The organism is Arthrobacter sp. 92 (assembly GCF_050260325.1).
In the GTDB taxonomy this organism is placed as follows: domain Bacteria; phylum Actinomycetota; class Actinomycetes; order Actinomycetales; family Micrococcaceae; genus Arthrobacter.
This window is the reverse complement of the sequence record NZ_CP189863.1, coordinates 2090593-2107803: the sequence shown is the minus strand read 5'-3', so window position 1 is coordinate 2107803 and position 17211 is coordinate 2090593. Positions and strand designations below refer to the sequence as shown.

Here is a 17211-nt window from a genome sequence, read left to right as displayed (position 1 = left end):
GGTGATGCGTAGTCAGGCGGTGAATCCGAGGATCTGGCCGTGAAGCGTGGACGCGATAATGCCCGGTTGGCTGAACGGGATGTCGTGCGCAGCGCCCTGCACCGTCCGGAGAGTGCTGCCGGGAAGCGCCGAAGCGGTCAGCTCGGCGGATTCGTGCATAAGTTTTCGTTCGTTCGCTCCAACCAGTACGTCGACAGCTCCCTGATAGTCGCTCCATGTCGCGGGCAGCGTGAATCGGATGTTCTCGCTCACGCTAGACAGGAGGGTTTCGCGAGTGGTTGTGGTGCTGTCGTGAAGGTAGTCGTCCAACAGGTGCCTGGGGATACCGAGCTGGTGCGCTTGGGCCGCCGCAAACCGTCTATGCCGAGCGAGCGGGGCAGCCAGGCTGAGCAGTGCGAGCGTAGGTCCGGGAAAGGGAGCGGGTTTTGTTTCAGCGCTGACAACGACGACGCCCCGCACAAGGTGGGGTAGCTCGGAAGCGAGGAGGATCGCGAGCTGGGCTCCCATGGAGAAGCCGACGACGTGGGCTCCCTGCGGGGCGTGGCGTTCGATGACGCCGGTGAGTCGTTCCACTGTGTCTTCATGCGAGATGTACGGCTGTGCTGCGCTTCGGCCGAATCCTGGGAGGTCGGGGACGATGGCTTTCATGGTCGGCCCTAGCAGCTCGCGCAGGGGTCTCCACATCCATCCGCTCACGCCGGCCGCGTGAATCATTAGAACCGGATCGCTGCCCTCGTCCACGTTGACGTACACCCTGTCATCATCGCAGAGCGGTTGATCGCACAGGCGAGGCGATGAGGCCCGTAAGCCGGTCTCCCACCGGCGAAAGGCGCCCCCAAGGAGTTTCCAGATCACGATCGCCGAGTTTCCGGGACGGTCCATTCCCGTGAGACCCGCCCGCAAAATGCCGGTGAAGGGGGCGGGCGGTTTCTGGGGGTACAAACAACACCATTACCGGACTCCTCATCTGATATGCCCTCGTATCCACGAACGACCGCCGCGACCGCCAGGCGATCGGAAAGATCCGGTGTGGGTCGTCGACCTGCTCGCCCAGCACGCGTTGACGCCGGGGCGGCAGGGATCGTCCGGATCTGATTGAGGGCAAGGTGGCGTGGCCAGCCCCCGCCGGTAAAACAGCGAGGACAGCAACGCCGGATCCCCGGAAGCCGGGTGCGCGATGCTGGAAAAATGATGGCTGCGGCGGCGGTGTCAGTGCTGGTCGAAAAGTGAGCCGTTTCGTGGGGTGAAAACTGAGCCACGTTGACGAAATTATTCTGCCGTATTTTCCGGTCTTGTCGAGGGCAGGGACTCGATCTGGTGGTTCCTGAGCCGGTAACTGGAGCCCTTGAGGGTGACGACCTCAGCGTGGTGGACGATGCGGTCGATCATCGCGGAGGCGACGACCTGGTCCCCGAAGACATCGCCCCAGCGGGCGAAGCTCAGGTTTGAGGTCAGGATCAGCGAGGCATGTTCATAGCGTGAGGACACGAGCTGGAAGAACAGGTTCGCGGCGTCCTGTTCGAACGGGATATAGCCGACCTCGTCGACGATGATCAAACCGTAGCGCCGGAGCCGGATGAGTTCTGAGGGCAGACGGCCGGCCTGGTGCGCGCCCTGCAGCCGGGTCACCCATCCTGTTGCGGTGGCGAACAGGACGCGGTGGCCAAGCTGGGTGGCCCGCAGGCCGAGCGCGGTGGCCAGATGGGTTTTCCCGGTCCCTGGCGGTCCCAGGAGCACCACGTTGGAGGCCTCGGCCAGGAACGCGCCGGTCGCCAGGTGGGCGATCAGTTCCCGTTTCAGCCCGGGTTGGTGGTCGAAGTTGAAGTCCTCCAGTGACTTCCTGGCCGGGAATCCTGCAGCCCGGGCCCGGGTTTCCGCGCCGGAGGCTTCCCTGGCCGCAACTTCCCGGGAGAGCACGGCGGCCAGGTATTCCTCGTGGGACCAGCCGGCCTCGCGCGCCTGGTCGGCCAGGCGGGCCGCTGACTCGCGGATCCGCGGTGCCTTCATGGCCCGGGCGTAGTACTCGATCTGCCCGGAAATCTCCCTGTCCCCGGTCATGGGAGGACCTGCCCGTCTTCGAAGACCACACCGAACGCCCGGTCGTAGTCGGCCAGATCGCGGAGCTCGGCGTCCAGGCCGGATTCTTCCGGCGCCGCGGCGGCGTTCTGGAAGGCTGTCCGTTGCACCCTTGCCGCCTCGACGTGGGCCGGGTCGGTGATGGTCTGGCCCCTGCCCCAGGACCGCCGGTGAATCCCGGCGTCCCGTCCCTCGAAACTGATCCGCACCGTCTCCAGATCCGCATGGACCTCCACGAAACGTCCGATGGCCTGCGGGTTCACCGAGTAGTCGTTGGACGCGACCCGGACGTAGTAGTCCCGGGGCAGACGGACCCGGGAGGAGAATCCCGTCAGCGGTGGCACCGGCGGCAGCGCCAGCATCGCGGCCCGGTCGGCGCCGATCAGCTCCGCAGGACGTCCTCCGGTGTTCCGGACCAGCCGGCGGTTCGCCCCGGGCAGCCATCCACTGAGCTGGGCGTTGAAATCCTCCGGGGAGGCGAAGGTCCGGCCGGGCAGGAAGGAGGTTTCCAGGTAACCGTTGGCCCGCTCCACGATGCCTTTGCTCTCCGGATCATAGGGTTTGAGCTGCACGATCCTGGTCGCGAGGACCCCGGCGAACGCCGGGACGCCGGCCGCAAGCCGGCGGCCGCGGCCGATGCCCGTTTCGTTGTCCCAGACCAGCCGCCGCGGCACCGCGCCCAGGCCCTCCAGCAGTTCCCACATCCCCGCCAGCAGGTCCCCGGTAGTGCGGGATGGAATCATCCGGGCCATGATGAACCGCGAGTGTGAACAGACCATCACGAGCACGGGGAACACCCGCTCCCTGCCGGGCCCGCAGGGAATCCTTCCCTCCGGGAACACCAGGTCGCACTGGATCTGGTCTCCGGGCTCGTAACTGATCCGGTCGGCAGGATCCGCCGGTGCGTACTCGGGGCGGATCCGTGCCACGTTCTCCCGAAACCACGCCGGGGAACCGGACCAGCCCACCCGCTCGGCGATCACCGTCGCCGGCATCCTGGGATTGTCCTTCAACAGCGCCCGGATCTTCGGCTCGATGGCCCGGATCGCGGAGTCCCCGGCCGCCCGCTCATACTTCGGCGGACTCCCGGACGCCACCGCCTTCGCGATGGTATTCCGCGAGACACCCAGCCGAGCCGCTATCGACCTCATCGATTCACCCTCGGCCAGATGCAACCGCCGTATCAGTGCCCAATCTTCCACTGTGATCACCCATCCAATCGTTCGGACCGGGTGGCTCAGTTTTCAACCGTCAGAATGGCTCACTTTTCGACCGTCACCGACAGGCGGGCCAACTTTTGGGAAAGCCATGGCAGCAAAGCCCACCAGCTCCTGCAAATCGCCCTCGAGACCGGCCCCTCCTACCGACTGACCAGGCTCAGAGAGCTCATGATCAGCTCCGGATCAGTGGCCATGTCATGCCGTTCCCCCTGCAATCCTGCATGAACAGGCATCAGAGCGGAAACTCCGGACCGGCCGCAACCCTTGGTCGATCCAAAGAATAATCAGCAAATCATGTTGTACCCGGCCCTGGCCACCATGAAGTAGTGAACGCGAAAACCCAACGGAAGGACGAATGAGGATGAACCCCAAGAAGAGGCCCCGCAGGGCGGTACCCGGTCCGCCGTAGGCAGCCGCTCCCCTACACAACCACATAGGTTCATCTGGGGCCCCACACACCCGGAACATCAGATCAGAGGCGAGAGTGTGGACACTGTCCACACGAAAATAGCACCAAGAAGCCCCTGACCTGCGGAAACACTGTGCCCGAGGTGGGACTCGAACTGCATTCCCGCCCTTGCGAACACTGGGCTCCCGCGGAAACATGCGGAATCCGGGCCAGTCCGCCCCACATACGACCCGATCCGAAGCCCCAAGTGTGGACATTGTCCACACTTCCTTTTTGCCCGATTCCGAGCACCTCCGAGGAACAGCAGGGCGGCAAAGTCCAGGCCAAGGCACCATGTTCCTACCAGGCAAGGATGCATCAAATTCCATCATCCGATCCATATCCGGGACTGCCCCGGGTTTACTCGACTCCTTGCCCTGCCCCAGGGATTGGTTACCTCGTCAACAAGACCAGGGGCAGTCAGGAACCGACTTACAGGCAGTGTTGGTTCGGACCGATGGCATCGTTAGCCTTGGTTGCGAGACCAGCCTCGCAGAATTGCCGACGCTTCGCGGCCGAGGGTCGGATCGTTCGCGTACTGTGCAGCGAACGCTTTGCCTCGGTCTCGCCCAGCCGGTTGATCGGCCTAAGAAAGTAAGCGCGATCTTGGCCGAATTCAGGATCCTCTACGAGGGCCATCATTTGCTTGAGATGTTTGGAACGAGCGCAGGTGGGCAGCGCCGCCGCGAGACCGTCACGCTCGTCGCTGCCTTCAGGGGCGGCACGGAAAAGGGCTTCTAATTCGCTCCAGTATGGTTCCGCTGCCCGCGTCTCGCACATCCGGGCAATCCATCCGCGGGTCTCGCCGTCAAGTGCCAAAGAGCGAGTTCGAATAACCGTGAGTCCTCGGTTCTCCTCCCAGTTAGTTGGTCGTAGGTTTCAGTGATACCTGCTGCCGCCGCTTCGTTGAAGGGTTCCCTGTTTCGGCGTCGTTGTTCTGCACACGCTTCTACAAATTGGTTGTATGTCTGGAATCGGTCGCGTTGAAACCGGCGGCGCTTGCGCGTGCTCTCTAGTTGTCATCTTCCACGTCCTGAGCATCACAGGTCTATCGCCTTCGGACAAGCGACCCAGTCGCCGATGATCTGCGAGCTGTTGCCGTGGAGACTGCTCGGCCCAAGTGTCCGTTGAGGGATCCCGGTACGTGCTGAAGGGTGACAAATAGCGCTGCGAAAAGACCGCCATTTATCGCTGCGAGTCACACTCTCGGCCGGCTCATCCGGCCGTGGGTCAGTGTCTTGGAAAGCTGTACTTTTATCAGACGTGTGTGAAACCTGCCATGACGCAGGCCTTGCGTGGCGCACCGGATCGGGAAGGCCTCCGGGATCTGGCACAAACGGGCGACCTTCATGGTACCGCCGACGGCATGGGAGAATCCGTGGCTTGGGCCTGATCAGACGCCCAAATGACCGGTGAGGCGGCGGCGGAAGCCGGTGCTGCGCTCATCGAGACCTTCAATCGTCACCGTTGCGCCATGGTCGCGGTATTTCGTTTCCATGGAGTCGAGGGCGGCAACGCTTGAGGCGTCCCAGATCTGGGCCCGACTGAGATCGATGGTCACAGATGTCGGGTCGTCGGCGTAAGAGAACTGCTCGACGAGGTCATTGCTGCTCCCGAAAAACAGCGGCCCCACCACCTCATAGCGGACGCTCTCGCCGGCGCCTGCCAGGGTCCGGTCGACAGTGATGACGTGGGCCACTCGGCGTGCGAAGAGCACCATCGCGAGGATGACACCGACGAGGACGCCATAGGCGAGGTTCCCGGTTATGACGACAACGGCGACGGTGATGCCCATCACGAGTGTCTCCGGGACCGGCATCCTTTTCAGGGTGGACGGTTTTACGCTGTGCCAGTCGACGGTGGTGATAGCAACGACCATCATGACCGCGGCGAGGGCGACCATCGGGATCTGTCCCATAGTCGAGCTGAGCCCGGTTACCAAGGCCAGAAGAAGCCGCCCGGTCACGAGAGTCGAAATGCGGGTGCGGGCCTGGCCGGTCTTCACGTTTAGGACGGTTTGGCCGATCATTGCGCAGCCGGCGATGCCGCCGTAGAACCCGGCGAGGATGTTCGAGACGCCGAGCGCCCAGGACTCGCGGCCCTTGTGTGAGGGGTTTCGGTGATGTCGTCGACGAGTTTCGCGGTGAGGAGGGTTTCCATGAGGCCAACGAATGCCACGCTCAGCGCAGTCCGCAAAATCAGCTGGAAGGTTGCCAGGTCCATCGGAACGAGGAACGGGGTGATCCCAGGCATTTTGCCCGTCAGGGGGCCGTCACCGTCTCCCGGCCAACTTCCGGAGGGGCCGGACAGCCGGTGGATCGCCGGCTGCGTGTAGGCGTGTAGCTGTTGAGTTCAACTCCATGTGCCTGACTGTCGGTGGGTTTTGTTCCTGTTGTCAAATATTGATACTGGTGGGAACGTTGAACCATGAAGTTCAGGGGGTGGCTCCGGCCCGCCGGACGTGGAGAACACTGCTACTGCAACACCTGCGGGCAGCCGGCGGGCGCTTCCCTGTGCCGTTCTTGCCGGGAGCGCTCCGCGCTGCTGGACGGCGTACGACTCGCACTGGGTGCTGACGCTCTGGCCTGCGTCGGGGGGAGGCCAGAGCGTCACCGGACTGCCGAGCAGGGAGGCGGGATCCCTGAACGCGCGCAGCAACAGGAGGAATCAAGGTCATGCCTATCATCATCGTATGCAGCACCTGCGGCTCCGCCGTGGTGATGGCCCAATCAAGCACCGGCCCGTGGCAGCCCCACCTGCAGCACAGAGGCGTCCCGTCGCATTGCAGCAACCGAAACTGCGGCAACAGCTTCAAGGGCGCGAAGCTCGCTCCCCACTGGTACCACCAGATAACACTCAGTAGGAACCCGCGAAACTAACGGAAGATCCATTACCTGGCTTGCTCCCAGGCGGGAACCGTTCACATAGGTGCCGTGGAGTCCGCAATTGTCTGGGAGCAACCTCCACGGTTTCCCAATTGCGGAGCGGCCCCGCACGTACGCGGCACCCGCGCCGGCCCTCGGGCGGCCGACCTGAGGCGCGGCCTTGGCGGACGGCACACGCCAAGTACGTTCCCGATCCGATTGGACGAACCCGGTCTCAGGTCAGTAGGGTGGACGGGGCGTCTCCGCATTCCCCCATTTGCGGAGCCGCTGACCGTAAGAATTGCCCTCGCGCTTGAGTTGCCCCCAACTCGCGCGGGGGCTTTTCATCGTGACCGCCCCGCCGGTTCCAAAGTTTTGAGACTGGGGCCAGGCCCTACGGGGGATATCCCCGGCAGCGACGAAGGTCGTGTTCCCCTCCAGCCACGTTGGCGAACGCCCCCGGTCACAGGCCAAGCGGATCGCTGCGGCGATGCAATGGGACGCATCGCATTTGACTCATGGAAGGCCCGTGGACGCGGATACATTCCCCCACCACTATTGTCGGGTCTGGGTCATGCCGGAACTTAGGCCCAGAACTCGTCCGCTTTGGCCGTGTCCTCGAAGAACTCCCGGCCCTCGATGACCTTTCCGTCACGGACAACGAACACGATGGCCGTGGCCAGGTCCAGGGTCTTTCTGTTGCTTTCGGCCCGGCTTTGCTGGATCCCCACGGTATGGTCCTCTCCGCCGACGACGTCCCGGACGACCGCTTGGAAGGAACCCTGGGAACGGGCTCCCAGTTCGCCGAAATAGGCAAGGATGGCGTCGCGTCCCTGCTTCGTCCCGGACAGCACACCGCTTCCCGCGGCATACCAGACGGCGTCCTCCGCGAAGAGTAGTCCAAGAGTTTCCAGATCCCCCGCGTTGAAGGCCTCATACCCCCGCCGAACCAGTTCAGCGTTTTCTGTGGCTCCCATGTCGGACACCTCTCTGTCATCCTTTCCGGTCATGCTCGGACAGCATAAGGCTATTCCCGGCCCCGCCCCCCTGTCGATGGAAAAACCTCCGGACCCGGACCCCGGACGCGGTTCGCGAATGAAGAGACCGCACGCCGTGGTCCTGCCACGCTCAGCCTGGCAGCGACGACAGACCATCTCCGGCCGCGCGTAATTCGATAAGTTCGGTCGCGAGGGCAGGCGCCAGCTCTGCAAGGAAGACGCACCAAGGAACTCTCGAAGGAATAACCGTATCCACGCATTCCTCATCCGTGTCCGCACGCTCCCAAAGCCGGCCACCCGCAGGTGCAGCCACTGCTAAGGAACAGACCTGCGGGGCACGGATTGAGCCCGAGCCAAAGGTCCCTTCAGCCTGGATTCGGACCGGCCCCGGCCCACTGGCGGAAGCCGTCCCGTCGACCGAGGCCGGCGCTTCCGGTGCCTGCCCGCCATCCGGGCGCCTCTCAATTTGAGCAGGCAGGGCTCAACCAGTGTCACCGCTTACTGACCGCCGGCAAGGCCGAAAGCCGCCCGGGGAAAATATTGCCCGACCGCGGGCGGCCGGTCCCGACATGACACTACGGCTACTTGCTTTGGCCGAACGGGAGACGGAGACCTCTACGCGACGGCATGTCATCCAGCGGATTTACGTGTCTGCAGCGGGCTTGCAGGGACCCTGTGACAGAAGTCAATTAAATTGCCAGTCGTTAATCAAGTGAGTATCGATAAGAAGAATCAAGTAGTGAGCTCTACCAAGGCGGAGAAATTAGAGTACCGGCACGTGTTGTTGCGCCGGTATTTTCCCGCAAATATTGGGGTCATCGATCCACCGACCGGCGCCTGCAGGGCTGGGGCCATCCTGGGGGAACGCGTTTCCAGTCTCATTAACTCGAGGAGTCTTTCCATGCGCACAATGTCGAAGAAGAGCAAAGTGGCCGCAGTGGCGGCATCCGTGGCCCTGGTGGCTGTCGGCGGCGGAGCGGCCTACGCCTACTGGAGCACCACCGGCTCCGGCACAGGGTCCGCCACCACCTCAGCCGGCACCGCCCCGGTGGTTCTGCACGCGGCTTTCGCGCAGGGCCTTGCCCCGGGCGGTCAGGAGGACGTGACTTACACCGCGGATAACCCGAACTCCTCCAGCACCATGGTCGGATCGCTCGCCACGACGGTGACCACCAGTGACCCGGGCTGTCTCCCCGAATGGTTCATCTCCACGCCCCCGGCGACCAACACCGCCGTGGCCGCCAACGCCACGGCCACGGCGCTCGGCACCGGCACGCTCAGCTTCACCGACAACGCCAGCGTCAATCAGGATCCCTGCAAGAACGCGACGATCACCCTGACCGTCACCAGCAAGTAGGCCCGAACGGCCGGGGGGCCGGCTTCAACACCCGGTCCCCCCGGTTTCGCCGCCATCCAGAACACGCCGAAGGGGTACGAGGTGCAGAACCGATCCGGGCAGCCGCGGCTGTCCCTGCGGGCAGCCATCAAAGCACTGTTGATTGGGCTGGTCGTGATGCTGGTCCCCTCCGGCGCGCTGTACGCGGCCACTCAGAACCCCAAACCCGGCATCACTGTCCAAGTCTCCCCAGCAAGCCAATCCGTCCAGCAGGGCCAGGGGGCCGGATACATGGTTTCCGTGACGTCCACCGGCGGCTTCACCGGCACGGTGGGACTCGCCGTCGCCGGGCTGCCCGCCGGCGCGGCCGCCACGTTCTCACCGGCCGCGGTCACGCTGGGATCGGGCGGCACCTCGACGGCCGCCATGACCATCACCACCGCCCCGACCACTCCCGCGGGTGCCGTAACCCTGACGATCACCGGCACGGGCGGCAAGGTCAGCGGCAGCGTCACGGCCGGTCTGACCGTGAACTACAAGATGTCCACAGCATTTTCCCTCAGCGCCGCACCGGCCACCGTCACCGTCCCGCCCGGAGCCACCGCCGCCTACACCCTGGCGCTGACCCGGAACACCTTCGCCAGCCCGGTCACCCTCAGCGTCCTGGGCGGATTGCCGGCCGGCGCGACGGCGTCCTTCTCCCCCAACCCGGTCACCGGCGGCTCCGCCACGCTGCAGATCGCCACGACGGCCGGCGCCCCGGATGGAAGCTACAACCTCTACCTGGTCGGCTCCGCACCGGACGCCGCCGGCAGGATGCAGTACGCCTACGCGAACACCCAGCTGGTCCTGGACTCCACGAAAAGGCAGTTCACGCTCTCGGGAAACACGCCCGGCTCCCTGTCCCCCGGTGCATCCGCGGGTCTGGATCTGCAGATCACCAACCCCAACACCAAACCCCTGTCGCTGACCAACATCTCCGTTTCCCTGGCAGGGGTGACCCGGACCGCGGATGCCATCAGCCGGAACCTGCCCTGCACCGTGGCGGATTACACCCTCACCCAATACAGCGGCCCCTACCCGCTCACCGTGCCGCCCGGCACCAGCTCCCTCTCCGGACTCGGGGTCGCACCGTCCGGCCTTCCCCGCGTCGGGATGCTCGAGACCGGCACCAACCAGGACGGCTGCAAAGGCGCAACCCTCCAGCTCACGTACTCAGGATCAGGACAGGGGAACTGAGATGACCACCACCGGAACGACGGTCCGCGCCGGCCGCCGACCCCTGACAGCCGCCTCGCTGGCCGCCGCCCTCACCCTCACGCTCGGGGCCGGGGCCGCCTACGCCTACTTCACCAGCACCGGCACCGGCACCGGCTCCGCAACCGCAGCCACGATGCAGACCGTGACCGTGGACGCCTTCGTTTCCGGTGATAACCCGCAGTCGGCACTCATCCCCGGGGGAACGGCGGATGTCATTCTCCGGGTCACCAACCCCAACCCCTACCCGGTGCAGGTCTACAGCGTCTCCCCCAATGGTCCCGCCACCGCGGACACCTCACACCCGGACTGCACCACCACCGGTGTCACGTTCGCCGGGACTGGCTCCCCGCTCTCCCCGGCAACCTCTGTCCCGGCGAACTCGACAACGCTGCTCACCCTTCCCGGAACAGCGGCCATGGACCCAACCTCACACTCGGCCTGCCAGGGCGCCACCTTCCACCTCCCAGTCACCATGGCGGTCCGCAAATGAGCCACGAACCCCAGCCCAAGCCCACAGCAAACCGCGGCCCCCGGCGCCGCACGCGGCTGCCCTGGATCATGGGGATGGTCCTGGTGCTGCTGGGCACCGGCTCGGCCGCCTACGCCTTCTGGGAATCGGTGAGCAGCACCAACTACGCGGCCGCTGCCGCGGACACCGTCACTCCCGGAACCAAACCGGCCGTCACCGCCAACGGCACCGCCCTGGCCATCTCGTGGGCCGCAGGCTCCACCGCCGCCGGACACCCCGCCACCGGATACACGGTGACCCGGTACAACACGGCGACCGGCGGCACGGGAATCCCGGCCACCGGCGGCTGCGCCGGGACCGTCACGGGACTGACCTGCACCGAACAAAACGTTCAAGGCGGCATCTGGTACTACACCGTCACCCCGGCCATCGCGCTCTGGAAGGGGGCGGAAAGTCCCCGCAGCGACGGCGTAAGCAACGACACCACCGCCCCCGTAGCCACCGCCTTGATCGCACCTGCCCCCAACACGGCGGGCTGGAACAACACCAGCCCCGTCACCGTGACCATCAGCGCCCAGGACGGGCCCGCGGGCTCCGGCGTCGCCTCCATCACCTACACCATCGACTCCGGTACCCCGGTCACCGTCAACGCGGCAACGACCGCGTTCCCGGTCAGCGGCGACGGGACCCACACCGTGTCCTACTCCGCGACCGACAACGCCGGCAATGCCAGCACCACTCAGACCCAGACCGTGAAGATCGACACCGCGGCCCCGGCCGTCCCGGTTCTGAGCGTTCCGGCGTATGTCAACGCCGCCAACGCCTCAGCGGTCCCGGTCACAGGCAGCGCCGAACCCGGCGTAACCCTCTCCCTGACCATCCGGGACGCCGGCTCCGCCCACACCGTCACAACTCTCACAACCGCCTCCGCCGCCGGCTCCTGGTCCCTCAGCCCGAACCTGACCGCCCTCGCCGAGGGAACCATCACCTACTCGGCCACGGCGACGGACCCCGCCGGCAACACCGGCCCCGCCACCACGGCAACCGATACCAAAGACACCACTCCACCTGCGATCCAGATCTTGAGCGTCCCCGCGTACGTCAACACCGCCAACGTCACCGCCGTCCCGGTCACCGGCACCGCCGAGCCCGGAACCACCATCACCCTCACCGCCACAGACACCGTCCCCGCCCACACCGTCACCGCCGTAACAACAGCCTCCGGCACCGGCGCGTGGTCCTTCACCACCCTGAACCTCGCCGGCCCCGACCAGGGCACCCTGACCTACACGGCCACAGCGAAAGATGCCGCCGGGAACAATGGGACGCCCGCCACGGCCACGGACACCAAGGACACCATCGCCCCCGCAGCCCCCACGCTGACGACCCCGCAGACCTACGTCTACGGCGGAAACCTCACCAGCTTCCCCGTCAACGGCACGGCCGAGGCCGGCTCGTCCGTGACCCTCACCGTCACCGACCCGGGATCGGCCAATACTGTCTCCCGCACCGTCACCGCATCAGGGACCGGCGCCTGGACCCTGGGAGCGGATCTGAGCTCCCTGAACGACGGCGCGCTCACATTCAAGGCCGCCGCACGCGACGCCGCCGGAAACACCGGTCCGACCTACACCTCACCGGGTCCGAACATCAAGGATGTCGTTCCCCCCACGCTGAGCACCACCGCCAACGCCGTCAGACTTTTGAACGGCGGCACGGCCGGCACCGCCGACGCCGGGGACACTCTGACCATCCAGTATTCCGAGGCCATGGACGCCAGCAAGTTCTGCTCCACCTGGACCAATAACGGCCCCCAAACACTCAACGCCAACAACGACGTCTCCGTGACACTCAGTCACAGCGCCACCGCTAACACCCTGGCGGTGGCCAGCAAGACCTGCACGCTGAACATCGGGACCATATCGCTCGGGGCCACCGCCAACTACGCCGCGACCACCACACCCGTCGTCTTCGTCGGCGTCAACGCCAACGTGAGCACCGTCAGCTGGAACCCGGCCACAAATTCACTGATCATCAAACTCGGAGGCACGAAAAACGGCACCGGAACCCTCGGCACCGGCGCCACCGACTACCCCGCGTACACACCGCCGTCAGGGACCGCGCCCCTCACCGACCTCGCCGGCAACCCCCTCGGCGCCGCCACCTACACCTCCGGCATCAAAACCGGGTTCTGAGATGGCGACCCCGGCCACCGTCCGAGGACGCGTGGGAGACGAACCACACGTGAGGAGCCGAAAAGCGGCAACGAAGAAAGGAGCATCGCCGTGGGATTATTCGCCCGCCTGGCTCCGGCCATGACTGCCCGGGCAACGCCGGTCGCCGTGCGTCCAGCCTCCACGAGCCGTGGATTTAATGAAGCAATCGGTCATGCGGTCCCACGAAACGTGAGTGCCGGTCCAGACTGCTTTCAGCACGGCCGCCCGTCCGTAAGCACAATACGCAGCGCCGCGTTTATTATTCTCTGCTCGGCGGCCTTGACCGGGGGAAGCGCGCTGTCGGCCTCCGCATCGGACACCGTGGCCACAGTAGTGGTTCCGTCCGGTTCGCTTGAGCTCGGTTCCGGAACCACGGCTGTTGTCCTCGGCACGGTCACCCCGGGAACCTCTACGATGACTGCCCTGCCCGGCTTAACGGTCAAGGACAATCGCGCAGGCACCGCCGGATGGACCGCCTCGGTCGTGGTCACAGACTTCACGGGCAGGGCAACCGGAACGTCTCTTTCCGCAGCAGGCGCCACCTATGCACCGCTGCAGGCCTCCACCGCGGGAACCGCGACCGTAACGCCATCCTCTGCAACCGATCTCCGTGCACCCAAGGTCGTTCAGACAGCCACGGGCGTCTCCGGCAACAACAGCGCGACCTGGACAGCGAGCCTGATAGTTTCCGTGCCACCCGACACAATTGCGGACACCTACAACGCCACGCTGACATACTCCCTTTCATGACAATGCCAGCCGGGAGACGGCCCAAGGCGCGCATAATCCCGGAGGAATTTCAGCTCTCGAAGAGCCGCCCCCGGCAGTAGCAACCGGATCGGATGCTCACGCGCCGACAGCCCCGCCTCCCGGCCGATCGATGACGCACAGGATTTCCGGTGCAACAATCGCGGCAGCCCGTATACAGAGGACACCGAACCTTGAAAATGCCATGGTGGGGCGGGATTGGCCGCCTGGTGTGAGACTCGTTCCAATCCTCAATATGACTAAAAATCAAGATAACGTGACAACAAATGTCAACTATGATTGCGCTCAGGGGGATTTGCGAGAAGGTCAGGGCATGATTCCCCCGCTCTAAGCGGCACCATCTGGATGACAGGAATAAGCTCATGGCAGGAATCTTCGAACTCGTCGCAGCCGGAAACGGCGTGCGGATCCGCATTGTCAACGGCGCAGGGGAAGTCCTGGCCGTCTCGGAATCGTTGCGGGACACCGCCGCCGCCGTGGGCGGCGTCAGCGAGATCCGCGACCTCGCAGCCTCCGCTCATATCTCCGACAGGACCAGGACCCCGGCCGCCGAGATCAGTTCACGACGCGCGGATCCCTGAACCGGGCCGTTGTGGGCGAGCGGCTGATCCATCCGGCGAGAAGCCCTCCAGCTGCCCTGAGCGTGGCCAGAGCAGCGGATTCCAAGCAGATCGACGGAACCGTTGCCATTCGGAATCCACTTCGTTCAAAGTGTCCTTGAGCTGGCTGGGAAGCTGCCTCCCTGAACGCTGATTGGGATACGTTATGCATGGCGGGCTGCCGTCAGCTCCATTGAGGGAAGGAATGGTCGGGGATCATGATGACGTTGTGATTGACGGCTCCAAGGCCTCGGTGAAGCTGTCGGACGGGATCATATGCTTGCGCTGGGTCCGCGGCGCGGTGATTGAAGAGCGGGACGCACTCGCCGCACTGGCGGCGTTGAACCGACTGTGTGGTGGGAGGGCCTATCCGGTGTTGGTGGAGATGGCCGCGCCCGCATGGTTGAGTTGCAAGGCCCGCAAAAGTCCTTGGCCGACAATGCCCGGTGACACGTGTGGCGCTGCTCGGAGCTTCCCCGGTGGACCGGGTGATCGTGAACTTCTTCGTGGGAGAGCGCACTCCCCCTCGACCGACCCGTTTCTTCACCTCGCGCGAGGACGCCCTGGCCTGGCTGAGAAGCTCAGCCTTGGCGGAGGCCGACGCTGGTGCCGAGGGCATCCAGGACGGGAACCGGTGAGGTCCTTGGGGCGATGTCCTCACGAGTGCAGCACGCATACGAACGCGGCATCTTTCCTGGTCGGTGGCGCGGGCTGACCAAGTCAGATGCCGGGGGCTGCGCCAGATCGAATGTGCGTGCACTCATCGAGGTGGAGGCGGCACTGACTGACCGGCGCGGATTTCCGGCCAGGCGTCCGGAAAATCCGGCTGGCGCGCCGGTGTCCGGCGGCGCGTCTGTCCAGGGGGTCTATGGTCCCGACAGGGCGAGGATGACTACCACCGCGGTGGCGAGGGCCAAGACCGCCAGCATGAGGTAGGAACGCCATCTCGGGCCCTTGCGGTTCGGATTGATGTCAATGTAGGGCATGGCTGCTATTCCTCGGGGGGCGAAGCCACCGCTTTATTCCTCGTATGTCGCCGTATGACCAGATGAGTGCACAGCATGACTATCAGCAATGCGCCCAGGAAGATTGCGAGCGAGGTGACATAGCGGAGGAAATCCACGAGGGCCTTTCGGTGGGGGAACGCTCCGATCCTATCCGCGAAATTCCTCCATACACATTCAAGCTCAGGATGGGCCTATGAAAAGACTCAAGATTGGCTCAAAATTCAATATTGGCGCCCGGAGACCAGGAAAAGACATGGGCCCAGGTTCCGTTGTGTCTGCCGCTGGCCAGGGAATTCGACTCGGCGGGGTGGCCAGGGCGGACGGTACGGTCTTCCAATCGGAAGCGAGTGCGCCTTGATATTGGCCGGGGATTATGTTTACAAACTCGTCATTGGGATTGACTGTCTGCTCTCACATGTCAATAAAAGATATGCGATGCGCACTTTAGCGCGGTAGCTTGGAACGTGTGACAGTGTGAATTGCCGGATCGGTGCTGGGCTGATGCGGATTGTTCGGGCAAATAAGGGGGGCCATGAGCGATTTAGGCGTGGCTGTGGTAATCGAGGATGACGAGGACATGCGCGGACTTCTGCAGGCTGTTCTTGGTCAGGCCGGGTTTGACGTCCATACGGCGGCGGACGGACGTGAAGGTGTTGAAGTGGTGCGGAATAAGGGGGCGCATGTGGTGACCCTGGATCTGGGGTTGCCCGATATTGACGGGTTTGAGGTCCTGCGGAGGATCCGCCTGTTCAGTGACGCCTATGTTGTGATGTTAACCGGCAGGACGGAGGAGCCGGATATGCTGACCGCCCTTCATGGCGGAGCCGACGACTACATCACCAAACCGTTCCGGCCCCTGGAGCTACGGGCCAGAATAGGGGCGATGATGCGTCGCCCGCGGCCATCCGCCCTGGCCGCACACCCGCCCGCACTTCACCAAGTGGCGCAACGAGCGCTTCCCCGGGACGAGACCATCATCCGGCACAACGGACTGGCACTGAACTATCAGACACGGACCGCCGAGGTGGGCGGTGCGGCGATTGAGTTGACGCGCAGCGAGTTTGACCTGCTCCTTGAGTTACTTCGGGCAGGCGGGGCGGTCCGCTCCAGGGTCGAACTGGTTCGTGTGGTCAGGGGCGAGCATTACCCTGACGATGCCTACATCAGTGAATCCGATGAAAGATCCGTGGAGGTGCACATCGCCAACCTGCGCCGCAAACTTCGGGAAAACCCTGAGGCGCCCCGCTGGTTGCAGACGGTTCGCGGGGTTGGCTACCGGCTCGCACCGGACAGGGCGGCGGACACGCGCCACTAGCGGCCTGCCCAGCAGGTCAACGGCTTCCGGCCCCAGGCGGTGTGGCGGGGGAAATGTAGCTGGCCTGCAGCTCGTTCATGGTGGCAATGCCACTGCCGGCGACGAGGCTTAGCAGGGCGCCCGCCGCGTTGAGATTTCCGCTGCGGATGGTGGACTCTAACGTCGCGGTCTGGTGGGCAAGCCTGACTGCCCCGACCATGGAGGACGAGACTTTCAGGCTGATTGCGGCGTCAAGGGCGGCCTCCCGGTCCTGACGCTGCATCGATTCGACCAGATGACGGCGGCGTTTCTCCCACATGTTGGCGTATTCCCTGGCGAAATCCAAGGCGATGTCCGCACGGCCCAACTGTTCCTCCAAGTCGCGAAGGACTGCCGGATCAAACAAGGGCAGCTCTTCATCCCCGGACGCCGGGGCGGCGAACCAGTCTGCGTCGTGGACGCCGGGGCTTGATATGGACATTTATTAAGGCTACGTCGGTCTTTTAGCGAATGGTCAGTGTTCGGCTGATCCTGTGGAAACCTTGTGGCTTTCTTGAGACTGTGCCCCGGTGGGGCCCGCTAAAGAGGCAAGATCATGACACAACAGAGAGGAGGCATACCCCGCCGCGCGCCCGCTTACACCGGCGGGCTCCAAT

15 protein-coding genes are annotated in these 17211 nt (G+C 64.5%); 9 read left to right on the top strand and 6 right to left on the bottom strand.

The features are described 5' to 3' along the window. Window positions 1–12: 12 nt before the first annotated feature. From ACP4XC_RS09640 to istA, 3 genes are all read right to left on the bottom strand, one after another. Window positions 13–714, bottom strand: coding sequence for an alpha/beta fold hydrolase (locus ACP4XC_RS09640; RefSeq protein ID WP_427175074.1), 702 nt, complete (start codon window positions 712–714; stop codon window positions 13–15). A 555-nt stretch (window positions 715–1269) separates the two neighbouring features. Continuing rightward, window positions 1270–2058, bottom strand: coding sequence for an IS21-like element helper ATPase IstB (gene istB, locus ACP4XC_RS09635; protein ID WP_427173932.1), 789 nt, complete (start codon window positions 2056–2058; stop codon window positions 1270–1272). Then, complete coding sequence (gene istA, locus ACP4XC_RS09630; protein WP_427170600.1) at window positions 2055–3287, bottom strand: IS21 family transposase; 1233 nt, start codon at window positions 3285–3287, stop codon at window positions 2055–2057. Before istA ends, istB begins: the two co-directional genes overlap by 4 nt. 1063 nt (window positions 3288–4350) lie before the next feature. Here istA and ACP4XC_RS09625 point away from each other — a divergent pair. After that, window positions 4351–4485, top strand: a complete 135-nt coding sequence (locus ACP4XC_RS09625; RefSeq protein WP_427174711.1) for a hypothetical protein — start codon at window positions 4351–4353, stop codon at window positions 4483–4485. A 652-nt stretch (window positions 4486–5137) separates the two neighbouring features. Here ACP4XC_RS09625 and ACP4XC_RS09620 read toward each other — a convergent pair. Together ACP4XC_RS09620 and ACP4XC_RS09615 are read right to left on the bottom strand one after the other, a co-directional pair. Continuing rightward, complete coding sequence (locus tag ACP4XC_RS09620; protein WP_427175073.1) at window positions 5138–5812, bottom strand: SulP family inorganic anion transporter; 675 nt, start codon at window positions 5810–5812, stop codon at window positions 5138–5140. Window positions 5813–7192: 1380 nt separating this feature from the next. Beyond that, window positions 7193–7585 (bottom strand): nuclear transport factor 2 family protein, encoded by a 393-nt coding sequence (locus ACP4XC_RS09615; protein ID WP_427174710.1) that lies wholly within the window; start codon window positions 7583–7585, stop codon window positions 7193–7195. 922 nt (window positions 7586–8507) lie between these two features. Between ACP4XC_RS09615 and ACP4XC_RS09610 the strand changes: the two genes are divergently transcribed. The 8 genes from ACP4XC_RS09610 to ACP4XC_RS09575 all read left to right on the top strand — a co-directional run bounded on the left by ACP4XC_RS09610 (window position 8508) and on the right by ACP4XC_RS09575 (window position 16576). Continuing rightward, entirely contained in the window at window positions 8508–8963 is a 456-nt protein-coding gene (locus ACP4XC_RS09610; protein WP_427174708.1) for a hypothetical protein, read from the top strand. Window positions 8964–9044: 81 nt separating this feature from the next. Next, window positions 9045–10181 carry a hypothetical protein gene (locus tag ACP4XC_RS09605; protein ID WP_427174707.1) on the top strand — a complete coding sequence of 379 codons (1137 nt, stop codon included), beginning with the start codon at window positions 9045–9047 and terminating at the stop codon, window positions 10179–10181. 1 nt (window position 10182) lies between these two features. Then, window positions 10183–10692: a hypothetical protein gene (locus ACP4XC_RS09600; RefSeq protein WP_427174706.1), complete on the top strand. Its 510-nt coding sequence runs from the start codon at window positions 10183–10185 to the stop codon at window positions 10690–10692. Next, on the top strand, window positions 10689–12866 hold the full coding sequence (locus tag ACP4XC_RS09595; RefSeq protein WP_427174705.1) for a beta strand repeat-containing protein: 2178 nt from the start codon (window positions 10689–10691) through the stop codon (window positions 12864–12866). The genes ACP4XC_RS09600 and ACP4XC_RS09595 overlap by 4 nt, the downstream gene beginning before the upstream one ends. A gap of 300 nt (window positions 12867–13166) precedes the next feature. Beyond that, a complete protein-coding gene (locus ACP4XC_RS09590) occupies window positions 13167–13637 on the top strand; it encodes a hypothetical protein (protein WP_427174704.1) in 471 nt (156 codons plus the stop codon). A 380-nt stretch (window positions 13638–14017) separates the two neighbouring features. Beyond that, window positions 14018–14236 carry a hypothetical protein gene (locus tag ACP4XC_RS09585; protein ID WP_427174703.1) on the top strand — a complete coding sequence of 73 codons (219 nt, stop codon included), beginning with the start codon at window positions 14018–14020 and terminating at the stop codon, window positions 14234–14236. A gap of 464 nt (window positions 14237–14700) precedes the next feature. Beyond that, entirely contained in the window at window positions 14701–14892 is a 192-nt protein-coding gene (locus ACP4XC_RS09580) for a hypothetical protein (protein WP_427174702.1), read from the top strand. Between the two features lie 901 nt (window positions 14893–15793). Beyond that, window positions 15794–16576, top strand: a complete 783-nt coding sequence (locus ACP4XC_RS09575; protein ID WP_427174701.1) for a response regulator transcription factor — start codon at window positions 15794–15796, stop codon at window positions 16574–16576. Between the two features lie 16 nt (window positions 16577–16592). Here the strand turns inward: ACP4XC_RS09575 and ACP4XC_RS09570 are convergent, their stop codons facing one another. Further along, window positions 16593–17036 (bottom strand): Hpt domain-containing protein, encoded by a 444-nt coding sequence (locus tag ACP4XC_RS09570; protein WP_427174700.1) that lies wholly within the window; start codon window positions 17034–17036, stop codon window positions 16593–16595. Window positions 17037–17211: the final 175 nt, after the last annotated feature.